This window comes from Spirillospora sp. CA-294931 (genome assembly GCF_050946795.1).
In the GTDB taxonomy this organism is placed as follows: Bacteria; Actinomycetota; Actinomycetes; order Streptosporangiales; family Streptosporangiaceae; genus Spirillospora.
The window spans coordinates 1064680-1083699 of sequence record NZ_CP192006.1 but is presented as its reverse complement, the minus strand read 5'-3'; the positions used below and the strand labels follow the sequence as shown (position 1 = coordinate 1083699).

General features: G+C 65.3%; 16 protein-coding genes. 5 read left to right on the top strand and 11 right to left on the bottom strand.

The window, feature by feature from the left end:
- The first annotated feature begins 140 nt into the window (after nt 1-140).
- Entirely contained in the window at nt 141-1037 is an 897-nt protein-coding gene (locus ACQPY4_RS05190; protein WP_433332962.1) for an HAD hydrolase-like protein, read from the top strand.
- Nucleotides 1038-1131: 94 nt separating this feature from the next.
- Here ACQPY4_RS05190 and ACQPY4_RS05185 read toward each other — a convergent pair whose 3' ends face one another.
- The 10 genes from ACQPY4_RS05185 to ACQPY4_RS05140 all read right to left on the bottom strand — a co-directional run bounded on the left by ACQPY4_RS05185 (nt 1132) and on the right by ACQPY4_RS05140 (nt 13414).
- Complete coding sequence (locus ACQPY4_RS05185; RefSeq protein ID WP_433332960.1) at nt 1132-1989, bottom strand: thiopeptide-type bacteriocin biosynthesis protein; 858 nt, start codon at nt 1987-1989, stop codon at nt 1132-1134.
- A 27-nt stretch (nt 1990-2016) separates the two neighbouring features.
- The gene (locus ACQPY4_RS05180) at nt 2017-3090 is read right to left on the bottom strand and encodes a lanthionine synthetase C family protein (protein ID WP_433332958.1); all 1074 of its coding nucleotides are present in this window, start codon (nt 3088-3090) and stop codon (nt 2017-2019) included.
- Nucleotides 3087-5891, bottom strand: coding sequence for a lantibiotic dehydratase (locus ACQPY4_RS05175; protein WP_433332956.1), 2805 nt, complete (start codon nt 5889-5891; stop codon nt 3087-3089). Before ACQPY4_RS05175 ends, ACQPY4_RS05180 begins: the two co-directional genes overlap by 4 nt.
- 97 nt (nt 5892-5988) lie before the next feature.
- Complete coding sequence (locus tag ACQPY4_RS05170; protein WP_433332954.1) at nt 5989-6123, bottom strand: FxLD family lanthipeptide; 135 nt, start codon at nt 6121-6123, stop codon at nt 5989-5991.
- Entirely contained in the window at nt 6124-7389 is a 1266-nt protein-coding gene (gene fxlM, locus ACQPY4_RS05165; RefSeq protein ID WP_433332952.1) for a methyltransferase, FxLD system, read from the bottom strand. It lies immediately after the preceding gene.
- Nucleotides 7390-7911: 522 nt separating this feature from the next.
- Nucleotides 7912-8781 (bottom strand): helix-turn-helix domain-containing protein, encoded by an 870-nt coding sequence (locus tag ACQPY4_RS05160; RefSeq protein WP_433332950.1) that lies wholly within the window; start codon nt 8779-8781, stop codon nt 7912-7914.
- Nucleotides 8782-8789: 8 nt separating this feature from the next.
- Nucleotides 8790-9302 (bottom strand): DUF6879 family protein, encoded by a 513-nt coding sequence (locus ACQPY4_RS05155; RefSeq protein ID WP_433332948.1) that lies wholly within the window; start codon nt 9300-9302, stop codon nt 8790-8792.
- Nucleotides 9262-9771 carry a hypothetical protein gene (locus ACQPY4_RS05150; protein ID WP_433332946.1) on the bottom strand — a complete coding sequence of 170 codons (510 nt, stop codon included), beginning with the start codon at nt 9769-9771 and terminating at the stop codon, nt 9262-9264. The genes ACQPY4_RS05155 and ACQPY4_RS05150 overlap by 41 nt, the downstream gene beginning before the upstream one ends.
- Before the next feature lie 167 nt (nt 9772-9938).
- Nucleotides 9939-11243 (bottom strand): hypothetical protein, encoded by a 1305-nt coding sequence (locus ACQPY4_RS05145; RefSeq protein ID WP_433332944.1) that lies wholly within the window; start codon nt 11241-11243, stop codon nt 9939-9941.
- A gap of 53 nt (nt 11244-11296) precedes the next feature.
- Nucleotides 11297-13414, bottom strand: a complete 2118-nt coding sequence (locus ACQPY4_RS05140) for a tetratricopeptide repeat protein (RefSeq protein WP_433332942.1) — start codon at nt 13412-13414, stop codon at nt 11297-11299.
- 247 nt (nt 13415-13661) lie between these two features.
- Here ACQPY4_RS05140 and ACQPY4_RS05135 point away from each other — a divergent pair, with 247 nt between their 5' ends.
- Nucleotides 13662-14576, top strand: a complete 915-nt coding sequence (locus tag ACQPY4_RS05135) for a hypothetical protein (RefSeq protein WP_433332940.1) — start codon at nt 13662-13664, stop codon at nt 14574-14576.
- Between the two features lie 70 nt (nt 14577-14646).
- Here ACQPY4_RS05135 and ACQPY4_RS05130 read toward each other — a convergent pair whose 3' ends face one another.
- Nucleotides 14647-15105 carry a hypothetical protein gene (locus ACQPY4_RS05130; protein WP_433332938.1) on the bottom strand — a complete coding sequence of 153 codons (459 nt, stop codon included), beginning with the start codon at nt 15103-15105 and terminating at the stop codon, nt 14647-14649.
- Between the two features lie 161 nt (nt 15106-15266).
- Between ACQPY4_RS05130 and ACQPY4_RS05125 the strand changes: the two genes are divergently transcribed.
- Genes ACQPY4_RS05125 through ACQPY4_RS05115 form a run of 3 tightly spaced genes read left to right on the top strand, consistent with a single transcriptional unit; the run spans nt 15267 to nt 18513 of the window.
- The gene (locus ACQPY4_RS05125; protein WP_433332936.1) at nt 15267-15560 is read left to right on the top strand and encodes a hypothetical protein; all 294 of its coding nucleotides are present in this window, start codon (nt 15267-15269) and stop codon (nt 15558-15560) included.
- Complete coding sequence (locus ACQPY4_RS05120; RefSeq protein ID WP_433332934.1) at nt 15557-16543, top strand: DUF2637 domain-containing protein; 987 nt, start codon at nt 15557-15559, stop codon at nt 16541-16543. Before ACQPY4_RS05125 ends, ACQPY4_RS05120 begins: the two co-directional genes overlap by 4 nt.
- Nucleotides 16531-18513: a toprim domain-containing protein gene (locus ACQPY4_RS05115; RefSeq protein WP_433332932.1), complete on the top strand. Its 1983-nt coding sequence runs from the start codon at nt 16531-16533 to the stop codon at nt 18511-18513. Before ACQPY4_RS05120 ends, ACQPY4_RS05115 begins: the two co-directional genes overlap by 13 nt.
- The last annotated feature ends 507 nt before the right edge of the window (nt 18514-19020 follow it).

The window sequence follows — 19020 nt, the reverse complement described above, 5'->3', positions numbered from 1 at the left end:
CCCGAGCTCGGAGAAAGAGCCCTCCAATGAATATGGATCCCACCATGACACAGGCGGCTGAGGCATACCTGGCCTCACCGCACATCACGAGTGACCGGACTCGACAGAGCTACGCACACAAGATCCGGTCAGTATGCAGGGTGATCGGCCCCACCCGCAGGCTCGCCAACGTCACTGAGGCCGAGTTCGCCGACGCGGTGATCGCACGTTGGGGAAAGAGCGCGGCCCCGACTCGGACCAGCTCTCGCGTCGCGCTGCGGTTGTGGCTGGACTGGTGCCGCGCGCAAGGGTGGTCCGCGCCGGTTGTGGCGGACTTCCGCTCCTCTCGTCCCCAGGAAGGCCACAACAGCCGCCTGCTCGACAACGCCATGATCGCTTACGCCAACAAGCTGCGCGCCTCAGGCCTGACATATGAGCAGATCGCGGCCAACCTCGTCATCACCTCCGGTCCGAGGAAAGGCCGCCGTCCCTCAGGCGGTGCGGTCACTCAGGCGCTGACCCGGAGCACGCTGTCGATCTCCCACGCGGCCGCAGCAGCGTCAGGGATCGAGTGCGTGGTCCTGAGCTACGAGCGCGTCCTGGACACCCCCGCCGGTCAACCGGACAAACACGGCCACTACCCCCTGCATCCCGACACCGCACAGTGCCTGTGTCGAGTTCGCGAACTGGGAGTCTCAGTCGCCGTTACCCTTACCTGCAGTGCCAGCACATCCTGTGAGCTGGCAGGCGTTCCGCAGCAGCTTCGAGACGCCGGCGCGCTCGTCCTGGATGCCAATCGCCTCAGACAGCCCAAGCCCCATCATGAGTACTTCATGGCAGTGCACGACACCTGCGAGATGGCACCCAAGCAGATCCTGCACGTGGGCCCGGAGCCGCGTTCCGACGTCCTGGCCGCCCTCGCCGCCGGGATGAAGGCCGCGCTCACCACACCTGACCGGCGGCGGCCGCCCGGCCTTCCCGACGGCATCCCAGTCCTCAACCACGCCCGCGAACTCCCCCACCTACTCAAGCTGGCCCGCGATGAGACATACCGATGAGTCCGAAGACACATGGCGGCAAACAGGAAGCTGCCAGCGATGGCGGACCCGCACGCCACGCCGTCTCAACGAAGCCCTGGAAGAAGCACCATCGTTAGCGGTGTCTAGTTCTTCGTTCGGAGGAAGGCCGGCGAGGATTGGGGAGCGGAACGCTTGTGAGCACCGTGCGGGAGGTATCAGGAGCAGTGCCGAAGACGGCTTCCTTCGCGGCTTGGGCGAGTTCGGCTTGTGTCGGGCCGGGGATTCCCAGGCGGTTCCAGTGGAAGATGATTTGGAGGGCGGTTATGGCGCGGATTCCTCGTGTGAGCTGGCCGCTTTCTCGCAGCGTCCGCAGCCGGGCACCTGCTTCTTCGAATGCGGCGAGCCAGTCGGCGGTGCCCTCGTCTGGGCAGGCGTTGCCGAGGAGGAGTTGCTGGACATCGTCAGTGAAGCTGGCCCAGGTCGTGGGTGATGGTTGCTGGCGGAGCAGCGCACCCCGCTGTTCGACGAGGCGAGCCCAAACGTCGCCTTGCTCGCCGAAGTCTAGGCCAGCGGCTCGCATGAGTGCGGTGCAGAGGATCAGGGACCGTTCTCTGCGGTCGGTTGGGGCGTTGCCGAGGTAGCCGAGCAGGTAGTGGCTGTCCGCGTGGAACAGTTGGTGCGCGGTGCCCATGCTGGTGGTGCCACCGAAGGCGTGGGTTTCTGGCTCGTAGATGTCGCAGGTCCAGTCGACACCACGAGTGAGCGTGCGGTGGACGCCGTGGTCGTCTTGCTGGCTGCGGCAGCTGGCCTCGGCGGGGAGATAGCGGACGCGCCAGCGGCCCTTGCGAACGAAGAACCACGAGGTAATGAGTCCCCTGGTCTGAGCAGCGGGAAGGACCCGAGCCAAGTGGGTGGTGGCCTGGTGTTCTCGATCACGTGGGTCTCGGCCGGGGAAGGCGATGTTCACCTGCTTCCAAGGGGTCTCATTCACGGTCACACCTTTCGATCGGGCAAGCGGTCAGGCGAGCAGGAGGCAGGCGTCCCAGCCGGTGGTGATGCCCACGGCTGCCAGGATGGCTCCGGCGGCGCCGTCGAGTAGGCCGTGTGGTTCGTCACTTGCGGCGGGTGCCTGTTGGTGCAGGGTCAGCAGCGGTGTGACAGACGTCAGTGTGAGGGCGTCGGCGGCGATTCGTCGTCCGACGGTGAGGAGTCCACCGGTTCCGTGGCAGAGGCCGCGGCTGGTGAGGCGCTTGAGTTGCTGGGGGTCGTTCAGGCAGGCGGTGAATGCGGTTTCGACTCTGCGCTGGCGCTGGGTGTCGCCTAGTGCGAGGGAGGCGAGTTGCTGGGCGCGGGTGATGCCTGGGGTTCCGTAGCACCAGGATGGCCGCAGCGGGCCCTGCTGGCTGGTGTTGCCGCGGTCCAGGTCTTGGAGTGTGATGATCTCGGGCCACCACGCACCGGAGCTGGACTTCTGCCCCCACTGGTCCAGCCAGGCGCAGATTCGCATGATCGCCGCGCGTTGTCCTTCGACCTTGATGCCGTCGATTGTGCAGAGCGACATCAGTGTGAGCGGCCCTGTGATTCCGTGCGCTATGCCGTGGTTGCTGTGTCCCCCGGCGGGTCCGGGCTGGTTGCGATTGGGGCCGGTGGGGCACCACCAGCCGGGCAGGCCTTCGATGGGCTCGGTAAGCCGGACCAGGTAAATCAGGACCTCGTGCAGGAGATCGAGGTCGCCGGTGCTGCGCAAGGTGACGCCGAGCCCGGTCAGCCCGCGGATCAGGTCGAACTCGGAGAAGAGCGGTCGCTGGCGTTGATCGATGCGGCGGTGGGCGGCTTCCAGGCGCTGGCGCGCGACCGTGGCGGCCCCTGTAGCGGCGACGGCTTTGGCTCGGGCGATGCCTGGGTGGTCGGATGCGGCCAGGACGAACGCCAGGGCGGGAGCGCCGTAGTAGAGGCTGGCGTCGACTGCGACGCTGACGCCTTCGGCGACAGCCGCCTCCAGCGCCGTGAATGCTGCCTTCAATGCGCCCGTTTCCAGATGGAGCAGAGCGATGCCGGCAGCTCCCTCAGCCAGGGACTGTCCCGCTGTCATGGCGTTCTGCGCAGAAGGTCGGTGCGGGCGATGGCGCGGGCCAGGCGTAGGCAGTGCCGTTCGGAGGCGGTGTTCACCCCGATCATTCGGGCGTGGTGAAGGTGGAGCAGGTCGGCCAGTAGTTGATCGGTGTCCAGGCCGCCCTGGTCGGCCAGAGTTTGGTAACTGGCCAACGCCGTGGTCAGCTCCGTGGTTGGCGGAGCAGTCAGGTCGTCGTGAGTGTGGTGGGTGTGGGCGAGTTGAGCGGCCTCCAGGCGGCGGCCGCTGTGATGAGGGACGTGTTCGACGAGCCAGCGCGCACCGTCGCCGGTGAAGCCGTACGCGATGGCGATCATCCCGGCGGCGGTGGCTGCCTGCCGGTCCTTGCTGGACAGGCGGTGCAGGACGGCCCGGGAGTCGGCGGCGAACACCGCTTCGGCTGCAGCAAGGGTTGGCCCGCTTCCGTATCGGGCTTCGGGCCGGTAGGTGGCCAGCGTGTAGTCGGCCAGTAGTCCGTCCTCGTGCAGCCTCTGTGCCCACACGGCGAGCTCGTGTGTCGCAGGGGCGAAGGCATCGGGGTCACGTAGCGGGATGCGCAGGCGTATGTGCGGTGTGGGATCGGGGTAGCGCAGAAACCACCAGCCCACCCGAAGCCCTGGGAGTTCTGCCAGCGCGGCCAGGATGCAGTCGGTTCGGCCGGACAACCGGGCATCCAGCCACCGGGACAGTCCAGGCCGGTGCTGGAGAGTGCTGGCGCGTTGGACCGGTCGAGCCTGGCGCTGGGTTGAGGACTGGTCGCTCAGCGATGTTCGGGTGAGCGTGAGCAGCAGTTCGGCTGGTCTGCCGCCGATCCAGCCGGACGGTTCGGGAGCTTCGGTGAGGACGGCGTTGGTGTTTCGGTCGAGGTGACTGCGCAGCACGGCCACGTGGGCGTCCTCGTCGAGGTCGAGGCGCATCCGAACGTCGCCGCGACCGTTACCGTCGCCGATCAGCACCTGGCGAGGTAGACGCTGGCGTTCCCGGTGCTGCTGCCATGCCTTGTGCCATTGCAGCCACGTCGCGGCTCGGGTGGGCAATGCGCTCGCGGGGACTATCCAGCGTGACGGGTGCAAGATGGAGCGCCCCCGCCGGATCTGGGGCAGGAACGGCAGGTCGCGAGCGTGTCCCCAGTCGAATCTGCTGCAGGGGGCGGTCCATGCCGTCCAGATCTCGGCCAGGAACCGGATGAGCGGCTGCTGGAGGCTCGGGAGCACACAGTTCAGCAGCAGTGGTTCGACCGGTCGCCCAGTGACGCGGGACACCAGCCACAGTCGCCATCCGTCGCCAGCGACCGCTAGGTCCTCCAGTGTGCAGGCCGGGTCGGAGTGCGGCTCACCCACCGCCAGGACGGGAAGAAGCTCGGGAGTGCGCGCAAGAATGGTCAGGCTGCCCTCCAGCGGAGGCCCAGACAACTGCACGAGGTCAGCACTGGGCTCGGCGGTTGGCAAGCTTGCGTAGACGCTACGAAAGCGTGCAAGTTCGTCGAAGTTGAGCAAGTGCAGGAAGCGAGCGGCGGCGACCCCAGCGTGGCGAGCGCCGCTGACGACCGTCAAGGTGAAGGCGCCTTGATCAAGGTCGTAAGGTGTGGCGGCGGCGAGGGTGAATCGCAGCTCTGTGTGCGGGATCGGTGGCCGGTCGTCGTCGCCGCGCAGAGCGGCGATCAGATCGTCATCGAGAACCACCTCGGCGCAGGCGTCCAGGACGGACCGTTGGGCAAGCTCGATGAGGAAAGCGTCGCGGGTGGTGAAGGTTGCTGGATCGCGGCGGGATGATCCTCGGTGGCCAGCGGGGAACCCCAGGATGTTCAGGACGTCGCGGAGCGGTACGGCCGCGCCTGGGCCCCACCGTTCGATGAACGCACGATGATAGGCGGCCCAGCCTGGCAAGGGCGGCGCCACTGCGACCAACGCCTGGGCGGCCGCTCGCGCCTCATTGACGACCGCAGGGGGTAGCGTCACCGAGCAGTCGATACGTCGGTCGAGAATGATCTGGTCGCCGGGGTCGGGCAGATCGAACTGGCGTATCGTGAGGCGGCGGGCCAGATGATCGGCTGGGTCAGTCACGGTCATGGATGGACGGATCGTCGACAGCAGAACGTCCACGTGCACCAGTGCCGCAAGCAACCGTTCGGCTTCCGCTCTCCCGGCAGGCGATTCGTCGCCCAGCTTTGCGGTCAGTTCCCCGAACGCGGTCGGCCGCCGAGCTGACTCGATCGCCATCTGCACGGGACCGGTCAGAGCAATCTCGACATCCCACATCCGGTCGTCCTCGGATCGGGCGCAGGGCAGCACCCACACCGCGCCACGCTGATATCCCAAGTTGTTCGTCACCACCTCGGCCGTGCGAAGCGTCGGCATATCCCGCTCAGCCGCGGTGGTGTGCTCGGCGATGTAGCGGTGGTTAGGCCGCGTGACATCGTGGTGTCGCTCTCCCCAGCGCACCGCCGCTCGCGATCCGAGTTCGACAGGCGCCACTCCAGCGAACTGGCCGAACGGGGTCGGGCGGGTCGTCCACCGCAGCACGTACCTGACTGTCGCCTCCACGAGGCGTCGTAGCCTGCGCGTCCGGATCGGATGGCCGGCCAGAACGCGGGTGATCTGACTGGCCAGCTGCGGCGCGGCGCAGGTCACGGCGGTCTCGAATCCCGGCAGCGTCCATGCCTCTCCCAGCCAGTCCAGCCACGTGTCGGGGTGGGCCGCCGTCAGGTCCGGCCACGCGGGAAGGGCCAGATCGTGGGGGTAGGCGGCGGCCCTGATCAAAGCCGCATCTGCCGCGTCGAACATTGGGGCTCACCGCTCCAGGGTTGACGAAACTGGCTCGCACAGCTGAACCGACGACAGGGCCCGGCCCCTTCGGCGACCGGGCCCGTAGGGACGGAGGTCAGCCGCCGCCCGAGCAGGCGTCCGAGCCCGTGTTACCCGAGCCGCAGCCGTCATCGGTGCTGGTGGCGTGACCATTGGCAGCAGGCCCGGCATCGACGAGGCGCAAGTCCAGCTCGTAATCCTTGTCGTCCATTCAGCGGGTTCCCTTCTCCTGGGGGCTGGAGGTGAAGTTCAGGACGAAGCGGCTGTGACGCTTGTCCAGAACCGTCCCGTCTGGCAGGTCGCCGTCGGGGGTTTGTGCCGCGAGGACATGCAGAGCCGGAGACGGGCTGTCCGCGTCCACCCAAGCGCGCATGTGCTCGACCATCCGCTCGGCGGCCCCTTCGGCCTCCGGGCCGTGGGCGCATACGCCCGGATCGAACAGCCGATCGGTCCAGCGCAGCGCTGACCGGTAGGAGAAAGCCCCTTGTTCGAAAGCGGCTGGGACACCGAACCGCCACGAGGGCGCGACGATGCCAGCTTCGACGGCCTCCTCCTGCGCCGTCAGGACCACGAACTCTGCCGGCTCGCGCGTAAGGCGGCTCGCCAGCCAGAGATCCAGGTCGGACAGCACGGTGCGGGGCGGCAAGCTCACCTCGGCCCACACTTGGTGGCGGGGCTGGACGAGAAGATCAGCGACGTCAGCGGGATCGACCTGTTGGTCCTCATCCAGTCGCAAGTGAACACCGTCGGCGATGTCGAGATACTGCATCTCATGGGCGCCGTCACCCTGCATCGAGACGAAACCGCACAAGCGATGGCTCTGGCTGACCATCTGGTCCCCGAAGCGCCGCAGTGCCCACGATCGGGTCATCCCGAAGGTGCGCAACGGCACGACGAGTACGCCGCCGTTATTGAGCTGCCGGCGCCAGGAGTCGGGCACATCCCACGCGCCTGCGGTGACGATGATCAGGTCGTAGCGGCGGTCACGGGCGACCGGGTGCTCGGCGTCCGCGCACACCACGATGACGTCGTGATAGCCGACGACTTTCAGGCAGGCGGCCGCCCGATCGGTCACGTCAGGGTCGATGTCGACGGTCGTGACCGACCCTGATGGGCCGACGAGCTCCCGCAGGAGCGCCGCGTTGTATCCACCGCTACCGACCTCCAGCACCGCTCGACCTTCTAGCTCGCCAAGCGCATCGACAGCCTGACCGATCATCTCCGCGACCAGATAGGGCGCGGAAACCGAGCTGATGGTCTCCCCGCCACGCCGGTTCGTGATGACCGCAGTGTTCGCATACGCCTCCTCCAACGTCACACCCGGTGTGAACAGGTCGCGGGGTACCTTCCGCATCGCACGCTCGACACTGAGGTGCAAAACCCGGCCCTGGGCCTGGTGGTCGGCCAGAATCTCGTCGACCAGGGCGTTGCGGAACTTCTCCGCCGTAGCGGCCCGGTCAATGCTTGCGGTGCTCAACCTTGCGCTCCTTGCTGGGTTGTTGGCGGGCAGGTCCCCGGGCGAGCCTCACAGCAGGCGACACAAGATCACGGGAGGGTCATGCAAAGGCTTGATAGCCGCAGAACGCTCGCGGTCAGCCTCCGAGCATCGACACGACAGGCAGATCATCACCTTCATAGCCGCCCCGCCTCCTCCCGCCGCCGAAGCTCATTTGCGAGCGCGTCTGGGCTGTCGCAAGTGATCACGGGGTGTTTGGGTCGCCAGCCGATCCATCTCGGCGGTCGTGCCTCCGAGTCGGCGAGGATGTGCCAAAGCTGGAACCGCCGACGGAGTTCGGTCAGCGCCGCCGGTGGGTTCACCTGCGCGGTGACCAGCTCACGGCTGACCCCGCGTGCTCCTTCCGGCGCGGGCCCCAGCGCCTCGGAGACGAAGCCAGCCACGTAGTGGCCGCGCATCTGGATCACACAAACCAAGGCCGCCCTCCCGACGGAGTCAGGGATCTGTCGTCCCTCGACACTGACGTCCGGCGCTCAGCGGCGGCTAGGGCGTTGCAGATGATTGCAGGCGGCTTCTCGCGACCTCGATCTCCTGCCGCGCGGCGGCACCATAGACGGCATGCTGGCGGAGCACCCCGAACACCCTGGTGAAGTGCGCGATATCCGCCGGCTGCTCGGTCTCCAATGCACCAGACCAGAAATCCTGGCGTACCTGCCGGTCGTCGAACAGATAGAACCCCTCGTTGGGATACAGGGTCCTAGGCACGCCGAGCGGGATGATCCCCAAGCTCACGTGCGGCTTGCTCGCCGCCTCGATCAGGAAGTCGTACTGCTCGACCATCATCTCCACGTCGCCGCCGAGCACGGTGTAGAGCGCATACGCCTCGCAGACGAACGAGAACGTCGGCCCGCCGCCCTCGGTGATCAGAACCTGGCTCTTGAGACGGTGGCGGGCCGCCTCGTCGACGTCAGCCAGCGGCAGTCCATGCAAGATCGCCGTGACCAGCCGCTGGGCGCGAGCGTAACGGTAGGTCTGGAGAATGCCCGGCACATGCAGGGACTCATAGGCACACACACGCCTGGCCAGCTGATACAGAGCCAAGCCACGCGCCTGAATCGTGGACTGCCCCACCCGCAACTCACGACGGTGCTCGGACCACATCTGCTCGACCTGCCGGTTGGCGGCGATCAACTCCCCGATCTGGTCCTCGGCGCCGCATACACGCGCCCACGCACGAAGATCCTCATCAGGCAGATGCTGTTTGCCGTTCTCGGCGCGCGAAACCTTCGACGGGTGCAGCCCGACGGCAGCAGCGAACGCCCGGCCGCTCTTGAAGCCAGCATCAAGACGCAGGTCACGCAGCCGGACACCAAACACGCGCCTCGCCGCGTCCGACGGTTGCAGTTCCGACAACGCCGAGCTCAGCCAGGCTTGTACTGGTCATGCGGGGTCGCCATTTCCCAGGCGCGTTCGAACGCCTTCAGGCAGAACCGCAGTACGTCGGGGGCATCGCTGACCTGGTTCTCCGCGATGACCCCATCACCGTCGTGAACGTTGAACATCACGCTCGTCCGGTCCATCACGAAGCAGTCGTTGCCGGGCAACGGCACCGCTGACACCAGCCGCCGCGGCAACCATCGCAATTGCTCCCCAGCCTCCACGCCCAACCCGGACCACTCCACGGCCATCCGCTGATACTCCGACAACGGCTCGGACACCACACGAACGCGCTTGAAGATCACCCCGGCCGCGCTGTCGGCTGCCATCTCGTCGCGCCACGCCGCATACGAAGCGGCGACCTTCTCGGTGTCCCCGGCCTGCCACGCGGCGAACTGCTCGGCATCCACTGGATAGCGATCCAGAAGCTCGATCTTCAGGACCTCGCGTGCCGCGTCAAGCAGTTCCCGGCGCCGCTTCGCTGAGATCGGCTCCATAGCGCTCCTTCACATACGCGATGACGAACGTGTTCACGGTCCGCTCCGAGACCTCGCAGAAGGTCTCATCCTCAGCCAAACCCACAAGCTGCCGAGACACCTCCACACCACCCCGCTTCCCCTGAACAACCCACGACGCACGATCGGTCGCCCAGAACGTCTCACGGGTTTCCCCGGAAGAGTTTGTCTGAGCTCGTAGGGCGGCCTGGCCAAGATCGAGTCCGTATCGCTCCTTCACAAACGCAACGACGAACGTGTTCACGGTCCGCTCCGAGACCTCGCAGAAGGTCTCATCCTCAGCCAAACCCACAAGCTGCCGAGACACCTCCACACCACCCCGCTTCCCCTGAACAACCCACGACGCACGATCGGTCATCCAGAAGGTCTCACAGGTCTCCCTGGTCGTTGAGTCGGGGTCCTTGACGTAGAAGGCAACGGCCACGTCCTCGCCAGCGCTGGTGCTTTGCATCAGATTGCTCCTCCCATGCATCCACGCCACCCCCCGACCCTCACCCAGCACCGAACCACGGTCAATACCGTCAGAGATTGCCTGGTGGGTACCGTCTACTCGTAGGGCACACGGTGACGCCGCGTGAAGAGCACCCACCGATCCCAAGCCCGACACCCGTCCTGTCTCTACCCGCCGTAGGCATATGGCTCGGAGCCATCAAGGATGGCTCGGCTCACCCGAACTCGACGAAGCATAGATGCGCGGTGCACTTCGTCAGAGATTGAAGCCGACTTGTTCAGGAGGACTGACCTAGCCCGTTCCAGCCAGTGCGAGGACTTTGGAGAGCCCAATGCCCGGAGTACGCGGTGGTGGATCAGATAGACCTCTTCCGTCCGTAGCGCGGGCATCGATCCAGCAGTCTCCAGCCGTTGAACGGCGGCGGTGCTCGCTGCATATGCGCGGTGGGCGTCACCGGCCTGGAGATCCGCCTGGGCTCGCAATGCCAGAGCACCCACCTCACTACGCTGGAATCCGGAGCTACGGCACTCGGCGATGGTCTCCTCGAGGAGGGCTCTGGCCTGATCGAGATCGCAGCGACCATAACCGGGAGTCATGAGCAATTCAGCCAGATAGTTTCGGACGAGGGGAACGAAACCACCGTGCGCATGGCGTCGCACAAGGCGCCAGCCCTCGTGGATCCATCTAGCGGCCGTATCAGGGTCTCCTCGTTCCAGATGGAGCTTGCCGAGCAAGGCCATGTTGTAGCCCTGGTAAGTGGTCAGAGAACCAATACACGACAGTCTTTCGAGTGCTTGGAGCAGGACGCGCTCGCCATCCTCAAATCGGCCTGTTGCAGTGAGCAATTGCCCTAGGAAGTTGGACGTCAGCGCAAGGTGGTCGACGGCGTGTACAGCGCGCAACTCGATGAGTGATTGGGTGAGCAACGATTCGGCCTGACCGAGCCTTCCTGCGTCAAAGTCTGCCACGCCTGCCAAGCCCGCCAGTCTGGCCCTGAGGACGGCCAACAGCGGTTCCTCCGACACGCGACGCCGATCCAGCCCGTCAACCAGACGCCGAGCTTCCGTTAGCAAAGCCCGGCCCTTATTCAAATCGCGTCCGATGGTGTGGTGGCCCTGGTGCGCCAGGGCTTCCAGATGGGCCAGTGGCTCTCCCGAAATTGCGCCGAGCCGGACGGCCTCATCGAAGGCGATGATGGCGTCCGGCAAGCTGCCGGTGGCGACCAGGAGGCGGCCTTCGAGACTACGGGCCATGGCACGCAAGGCAGAGGCGCCATCGGCCTCCGCAAACCTTACCGCCATGTCGACCAAGGCCCGTACCGAGTCCGCAGGGCGCAGGGACCACCACAGTTCGGTCGCGGTGAGTTGCAGATGGATTATGCGGACGGTGAGCGCGGCGTCTTCAGTTGCGCTCAGGGCTTGCCCGCAGAACTGTTCCACCTCGCGATATTCGCCGCGCGCATAGGAGGACATCGCCGCACGGAACAGTGGCTCCCCCATTCTGAGGTGCTTGTGCCCTGCGAGCGTCATGGTGTCGGTGCTTCCCCTGAGAGTCGGTCGGCCTCAGCATTCAGCACAGTCGAGGGCACTAGGTCGCCGTTGCCTACAATTAACTCCGCCGTGCGCCGGTACGCTGCGGCCAGGGCTATAGGGTCGTCGGCCCTCGCCGCGATAGCGGCGGCGCTCAGCGCTTGCGCCGCTGCAAAATCAGTACCGCCCGACTGGCAAAGCGCGGAGATAGCTCTGTCGACCGAATTCATCGCCAAGTCATATCGCCCACGACACAGTTGCGCCCAGGCAAGGTTGAACAGGCACAAGCCCTCCACCCGCGGTATGTGGACTCGGGCACCCTGCTCGGCGCCGCCGCGAAAGCGAACCGCTGCTTCCTCGTACCGGCTCATGCCCAGGAATGCGAGCCCTTGGATGTTGTAGACGTATCCGAGGGCCTCAGGTACCTCGGCGGCGGTGTAGGCATCGATGGCTCTGTCTGCGTCGGCGATGGCTTCCGTCCATCGACCGGCCGCCGCGAATGCGGCACACCGCGCATCGTAGGCACGGGCTCGATTCAGAGGATCTTCGTTTCCGGCCCGAAGCATCCGGTCGGCCACAGCGAGCGCGCGATCAGTCTCGGCGCGATAGCTGTGCGCCAGACTGAGGCATAGCAGCCCATGCGACAGGTGATCGTCCTGGCTGGTCCGCTCAGCGTTGGCGACCGCTCTGGCGAGAATGTGAACAGCTTTGTCTAGTTCCTTCAGGTGTCGGTAGGTCTCGCCCAGCGCAAAGAGCGCTCTGGTTAGTTGGTGGTGATCCCCGAGCCGATCGGCCAACTCAACGGCCTCCTCCAACGGAGCAACGGCCTCCCCCAGCGGCCCGCCGACGTACCGGACGAGGCCGATACCGACCAGGTTGGCCAGTCGCCCGGCATCTGTGCGCAAGTGAGGCCCAATGCCGGAATGCATCTCCAGGACCTCGCCGATCGACCCACGCCAAACCAAGAACTCGTCAATCTCGCTGAGCACCACCGCCGCCTCGTCATGGTCGCCGGCGCGTACCCGATGCTCGATCTCCAACCGGTGGACGGCGGCATCGGTCACCGACCGCCAGGGCAGCGGACGGCGATTCCGGGCATACCAAGCAGCCACTCTGCGCTCCAGCGTCCGGCGGCTCCACGGACCCTCATAGGGAAGCGCCCCGTAGGCGAGGTCAGCGTCAAGGGGATGTAGCGCAAACACGCGGTTGCCCCGGTCCACGGAGATCAGGTGGACCTGAATGAGGCGTGCCAGCGCCTGGCGCGGATCTACGCCAGGCACCATCGGGCGCATCACCCATCGGATCGCCTCAGCAGTTGCTGGCCGGCGGAACGTCGCCAACACGTCCAACGTTAGGCGCTCGGAGTCTCTCAGCCTTCGCCGCCTGTCCTGGGCGAGCTGATCAACGATGTTGTCCCTAGTGGCAAAGCTGTCAAGCACATCTTCCAGGGTCGGCAAGGTGAGGTGGTCTTCTACGAGGGCACCCACCGCCAGTTCCAGGGCCCTGGGCACGCCGTGCAGCCTCAATGCGGCCCGTGCAAGTTGCTCTGTAGGCGCATCCAGCAATCCCGCCTGACCATCCCTATCCAGCTCGCGCAGCAAGACGACGCTATCCGACAAAGGCAGTCCGGCGTCGAGATGGACTCGCCCCTCGAAGCGGCGCAGCGCGGGGTCGAGTGCGACGGGCACCTGGCTAGTAACCAGGACCTGAGGTGCGGATTCCGCCCTGAAAACGATGTCGAAGAACTCAAGGAGTCCTTGGTCTCGAGGACGACCTTCATCATCGAGTTGATCCTCGAGGTTGTCCAGGACTATGAGGTATGGCCGACTGGCGCCATCCATCTCGACGACCGGTGGGTCCACCAGGCAGAAAAGCTCGGCCAGCTTGTCCGCAGTGGGCAGCCGACTCGCCCAGAGCGAAGGCAGCGCGTTGTATACCGCGCTCTCGGCCAGCTCAGCGTAGGTGAAGAAGATCCGTTCCACGCTGATTGGGCCGCCCGTACGGGTGCTGAGGTTAACAACGCCTGCCACGCGCCCCTCCGCGCAGAGCTTGTCAACAGCCTTGGCTCCCAACGCACTTTTACCGATTCCACGCCGACCGAAAATAGTGATCATTCGGATTCCGGGATCCCTGATCCACGAACCGATACGAACTAGGGAACCTGCACGATCCTTGAAAACATCGAGACCATAACCAACCGGCGCACCAACCACTCGGCACTGCGTGGGTTCCATACGTGACATGGATGCCTTCTCTTGGCGGCCATGGGCACTTCGCTCTGCTCATGGTATTGATGCAGCACGCCCTCGGTCCAGGGCGGATCCGCGGGATCTTGAAGCATCGCAGGGTGCAGGGAGCACGATGACAGACGAGGACACGCCGAGCCGAACGGACAGGCCAGCACGAGATCAAGGCACACGCATATTCATTACGGCTACTATTCTTGGTGTCATACTGGTAGCCGTTGGTTGGATCATCGATGGTGCAAATTACATTCCTGGTCTATTACTGGAGGCTGGCACAACGCTGATGTTGCTTGTTCCGGTTGTGGTCCTGGGACTGGCCATCGAGTCGCGGGTGCGCAGGACGGAGCAACGCATTCTAGAGACTGCCGCAAGGCTGGATGCGCTGAGCGCGGCTACGCGGGAACGGATGATCGAGCATCATCGTCATCGCGAGGAACTCTTCGGGCACGCAGCTCGCGCCCCGGACAGGCAGCTGATCCAAACGCTACTCAGTGACGCCCTTCAAATCCAGGCAATCTCAGAGATAGGTGTGCGGGTCCAAATTCCGCATACACCAGTGCGCGCGCGGTTTCTTCCATGCTCTCCCAATCAGGCCGAATTAAGAATTCGGATCGAAGAGCCGGAGGGCGCTGAGCTCGCTGAACTAGGCTGGGCGGCTACAGAACCTGCGGACGTTTTCAGCCACCGGCTTGCGGACCAGCTCCGTTCCTGTCAAAATTACCCCGGCGAAGCCGCCTTCGATCCGTCGGTAATATTTATGCGGCTCATCAATACGCTGCACACGGCCGTGACATCGCGCACCGGCGATCGCCCACATGACCTCGGTCCGCTGATCGAGATTCCCAACACCCAGTGGGCTATCAGCGCAGAAGGATTGTTCTGCCTAGACCGCCCATATTTTATTTCTTGCCAGCAACTGTACTCCAACCAAGATTGGCCAACCTATCTCGGCAGCCAATCTTGGGTTAATGAAGCACAACTCTCCGAGGCCTACTACCTCGCCAGGCATCTACTGCGTAACGAATATTGACAAACAACGATGGAAATACGTACCGAATTAAAATCTCCACCCGCTTCCAACGCTCCAGGGAGATCACCCCTCATCCTCCCCCCTCAGCAACGCGTTCCTCTCGGCGGCGGCGGTCGGCTTCGACTGCGGCCAGGAGCATCTCTTCGACGAGCCAGCGGGACTCGGGCGAGAGGTCGACTAAGGCACGCAGGACCGAGGGCCTAATGGTTCCGTCCTCGATCTCGCGGCTGAGTGCCTTCAGGGTCAGGTCGTCGTCGATGGATGTGGCCTCACCGGAGAGGCCGAAGTAGCCCAGGGGCACGTCGAAGAACGTCGCCAGCGCGCTGAGGGTCTTGAGCTGCGGGTTGTCCTGGCGGCCGGTGCGCAGTTTCCAGACCGTTGTGGACGAGATCTCCTCCCCCGTCGCCCCGGCGATCGCGGCGGCGGCTTCCTTGTTGTTGGTGGGTGCGGGGGCGTCCGCCGGCCACATGTTCTGGATCAGCCACTCCACCTTCTGGGCAAGCGTCGCCGAGGGAGGGACCTCCTGCATCGGGCCGGGTTCTCTCCGCACGTCAGCTCCCTTACTTGAAATCAACAGACACGCGAGCAGTTGCCTTTGATTGACAGTCTGCCTTCAGGTGATGCATCGTCGACACAAGGACTTTAGTTGATGGCCGTGAGGCTGGTCGACTGGACACCACGGGGGACGCGATGAGAGCGCTGACGGCGTCTGCACAGGTCGAGTTGGAAGAGCGGCGCAGGCACCTGCTTCGTCTGCACTGGGAGCTCGCACAGATCGGCGTGCGCGTGAGCGTCCGCAAACCACGAAGTGGCCGCTGGAAGCTCAAGATTCGTGGCCCGGGCCGCTCCGAAACCGTGCTGTGCGCCGGAGCCGAGGACGCGTACGCGTTCGTGACCGCGCATGGCCGGATCCTCGGCCCGGTCAGCGACGCCCGCTACATCGCGCGAATTCTGGCCTGGATGGTCGAAGGGAGACGAGGATGAATCCCGCCCAAACTCAGCACAAGTCAGAGCCCGGAGAACCGCAGCAGTCGGATCTAGCGCCTCCCGCTCTGCTCGCGCAGCCCCACGCCGAGGCGATCAAAGCCGTAGCGGCGATCGTTGCGCCCCTGGTCCTAGCACTCGCTGTGCTGGGCGGTGTCGGGTCCTTCGCGACCGTCCGGACGATGGCCGAGCCCTGGTTCGGTGACCTGGCCTGGATCGTCCCCGTCGGCATGGACGTCGGCATTCTCATCCTGCTCACGTGGGATCTGCTCATGGAGTACGTCGGGTTGCCGTGGCCCGTGCTGCGCTGGGTCGCCTGGGCCTACATCTCCGGCACCGTCGTGGTGAATCTGGTCGCCGCGCACGGTGACCTCGCGGGCAGCGTGATGCACGCCGCAATGCCCATCCTCTTCATCACGGTCGTCGAAGGCGTCCGTCACCTGATTCGCCAATGGGTAGGCCTGGCCACCGGCCGCCACATGGAGAAGATCCCCAAGCCTCGTTGGCTCTTGGCGCCGATCTCCACCGCACTGCTGTGGCGGCGGATGGTGCTCTGGCACATCACCACCTACGACAGCGCGCTCGACCTCGAACACCGCCATCTCCTCGCGGTCAGCCGCCTTCAACGGGAACACGGTCGGCTGGCGTGGAGGTGGCGCGCGCCGCTTGATGAACGAGCCGCGCTGCGGAGGCTGCCCGCCGATTTCGCCCACCTCGGTTCGGCCGCCCCAGTGTCAGACGAGGACTGGAGACAAAGCGCCCGCAGTACGAGTTCCGTGGCCTCTGCCCTCCCGAGCTGGCTGGACGAGAAGCTGCTGGACGCCGCCAAGCAGATCCTTTCCGAGGAGGAGCTTGATGGTGTGCGCCTCAACAGGACTGCCTTCGGCCGAAGACTCCGTGAACTCGGGTTCTCGATCGCCAACGACCGGCTTACCGAACTGCGGGCTGCTGCGACACAGCCCTCACCGGAGTGGGAATCCTGAGCTCGCGTGCGCTCGATCCCCACGAGCAGCGGCGCCAGATGGACGTCCTCCGCGCGCTGACCGAGCAGGAAACTGCTCGTCTGTACAGGGGAGAGCGATCCTGGACCTGGTGGCTCGATCGCGCAGCCCGGCATGGGCGGTACGGCTTTGCCAACACGCTGCTGATCTCCGCGCAGCGCCCTGAGGCCACCGACGTCCGCTCGTACAACGACTGGAAGTCAGTTGAGCGGCAGGTTCGCAAGGGTGAGACCGGCATCCGCATCATCTCGCGCGGTGGAACACCACGGTCGGTCTTCGACGTCTCTCAGACAGAGGGTCCCGAACTCGCCGCTCCGCGCTCGGCGACGCCTGCCGAAGCTTGGCAGGCGATACGCCATCTCGCGATCGAGATCGGGCTACATATCGATCGCGGTGAACGCTGGACCTACATGGGAGCCCCGGAACGGCTGGTTCGCATCGACCCTTCGCTGACCGACCTTGAGGCGGCCCAGAACCTCGCTCACCAGCTCGGGCATACCGCTCGCCGCGGCGACCGTCCTGACTCCTCCGGCACTATCACCCACGCCTGCCATGGCGGTCGACGACTCGAAGCGGACTCAATTGCCTACCTTCTGCTCGCCAATCTCGGCGTCCAGGCTCCAGCTTTGAATTCTTCGCCGATCGCAGCATGGGCCGGCTCCGACCCGCGAGCTCGGCCGCTAGCAGCAATCCAGATGGCGGGAGACCGGATACTCCGAGCCACTTCGCAACTCCGTCGACGTCTCTCCGAACCCACGCTCCCCTCCGACGAAGCCGCGAAGCCCACACCCCTCGAAACGCCCGCGACCTTGGAAGGGACGCAAAGCACCCCTCCACGTACTGAACTCGTCGACGTGCACGTCACTGCGCACGCGTTCTATCAGCAGCAGATGGCCGACAGCTGGGTACCGGAATACCTCAATGAGCGAGGGTTCGAGGCGAGCGTGCAGCGAGAGTGGGGAATCGGGTACGCGCCGAAAGCATGGCGGACGCTCACCGAGCATCTCCGGGGCCTCGGCTACTCGGACCACACGATCTCGGCCGCCGGGTTGGCCCGCATCGATCAGGGAGGCCGACTCTACGACCTGTTCAGGGACCGCGCGGTGTTCCCGATCCGGGACGCGGACGGCGCGATCGTGGCCTTCATCGGGAGGCGGCTCGACGGCGCCAAAGGGCCGAAGTACATCAACACCCCAGACAGCGCGCTCTTCCACAAGGGCGAATTGCTGTACGGGCTGAGCGAGACAAGTGACCAGCTTGCGGCAGGAGCTCGTCCTGTCATCGTCGAAGGTCCCCTCGACGCCATCGCGATCAACACCGCAGCGCGTGAACGGTATGCGGCAGTGGCGATCTGTGGAACCGCGCTGAACGCTGCCCAGATCACCAAACTCGGCGAGCGCTCCGACCTCAACACCGTCGGTGTCCTCATCGCGCTCGACGGAGATGGAGCAGGACGGGGCGCAACGGTACGCACTTGGGACGCCCTCGGCCAGGTCAGAGGCCCGCTTGGAAGGGTGACTTTCTCCGAAGGCCAAGACCCAGCCGACATCTTGAGCTACCAAGGGTGTGTGTCTCTGTACGCAGCGCTACAACACGAGTCACCTCTGGCCGACTTCGTGGTCGATTCCGCCATCGATCGTTTCGTGGGCCGCCTCACGACCGCTGAAAGCAGGCTGACGGCCGCAAGAGCAGCCGCGAAGGCCCTTGCGGCAGGTCGTCCGACGGAAATCGCCCGCCAAGTCGCTCGCATCGCGGAGATGCTCGACCTGCCCACGGCGGTGGTCACTGAGGCCCTCACCTCGGCGGTCAGTCCGGATCCGCTCACAGCCACGCGCTCGACGGCCGACGAGTTCCCGTTACCCGCGCTCATGGAGCGCGCTCCCCCGCTCGACACGGATGCATTCGCCGGCCCCGACCTCCCCCGCCGGTCACACCGAAGCCCATCGCGCTGAAGATCCCCGCTTCCCGGAGTCCTCGATGAATGAACAGCATCCCGACCCGATCACCGAAGCCCTCACACTCGGCGGCCAACGCGTCGTCCAAGTCATCGCCGTCGGCACCGTCGCCCAGCAGATGGCGACTAGGCAAAAGGCGCGCCTGGACGCGGCCCGGCAAGCACGAGACAGGCAGACAGAGCTGAAGGCGGCACGAGAATCGGCTGCTGCCCTTGCGGAAGCCCGCGCGAAATGGGCTCCCGCGCACGATCGCAGCTGGCTTGAGCGCGCCGCCCTCGTGCAAGTGGCCGAAGCCTGGAGCGCAGCGGTTCCGTACGCGGAGTCCCACCGAGCCGCCGCGTCCGCCATGGACAAATGCGAAGACCGCCTACGGGATTTGCATCCGCACGCCATGAGCCACTACGACAGATTTCGAGCTGACGGCCAGGCCCCCATGGACGCCATGCGCGCCGCGGCTCCGTTCTTCGCACGGGCGCCACATGTGCACGAAGGCGGTCCGGCCAC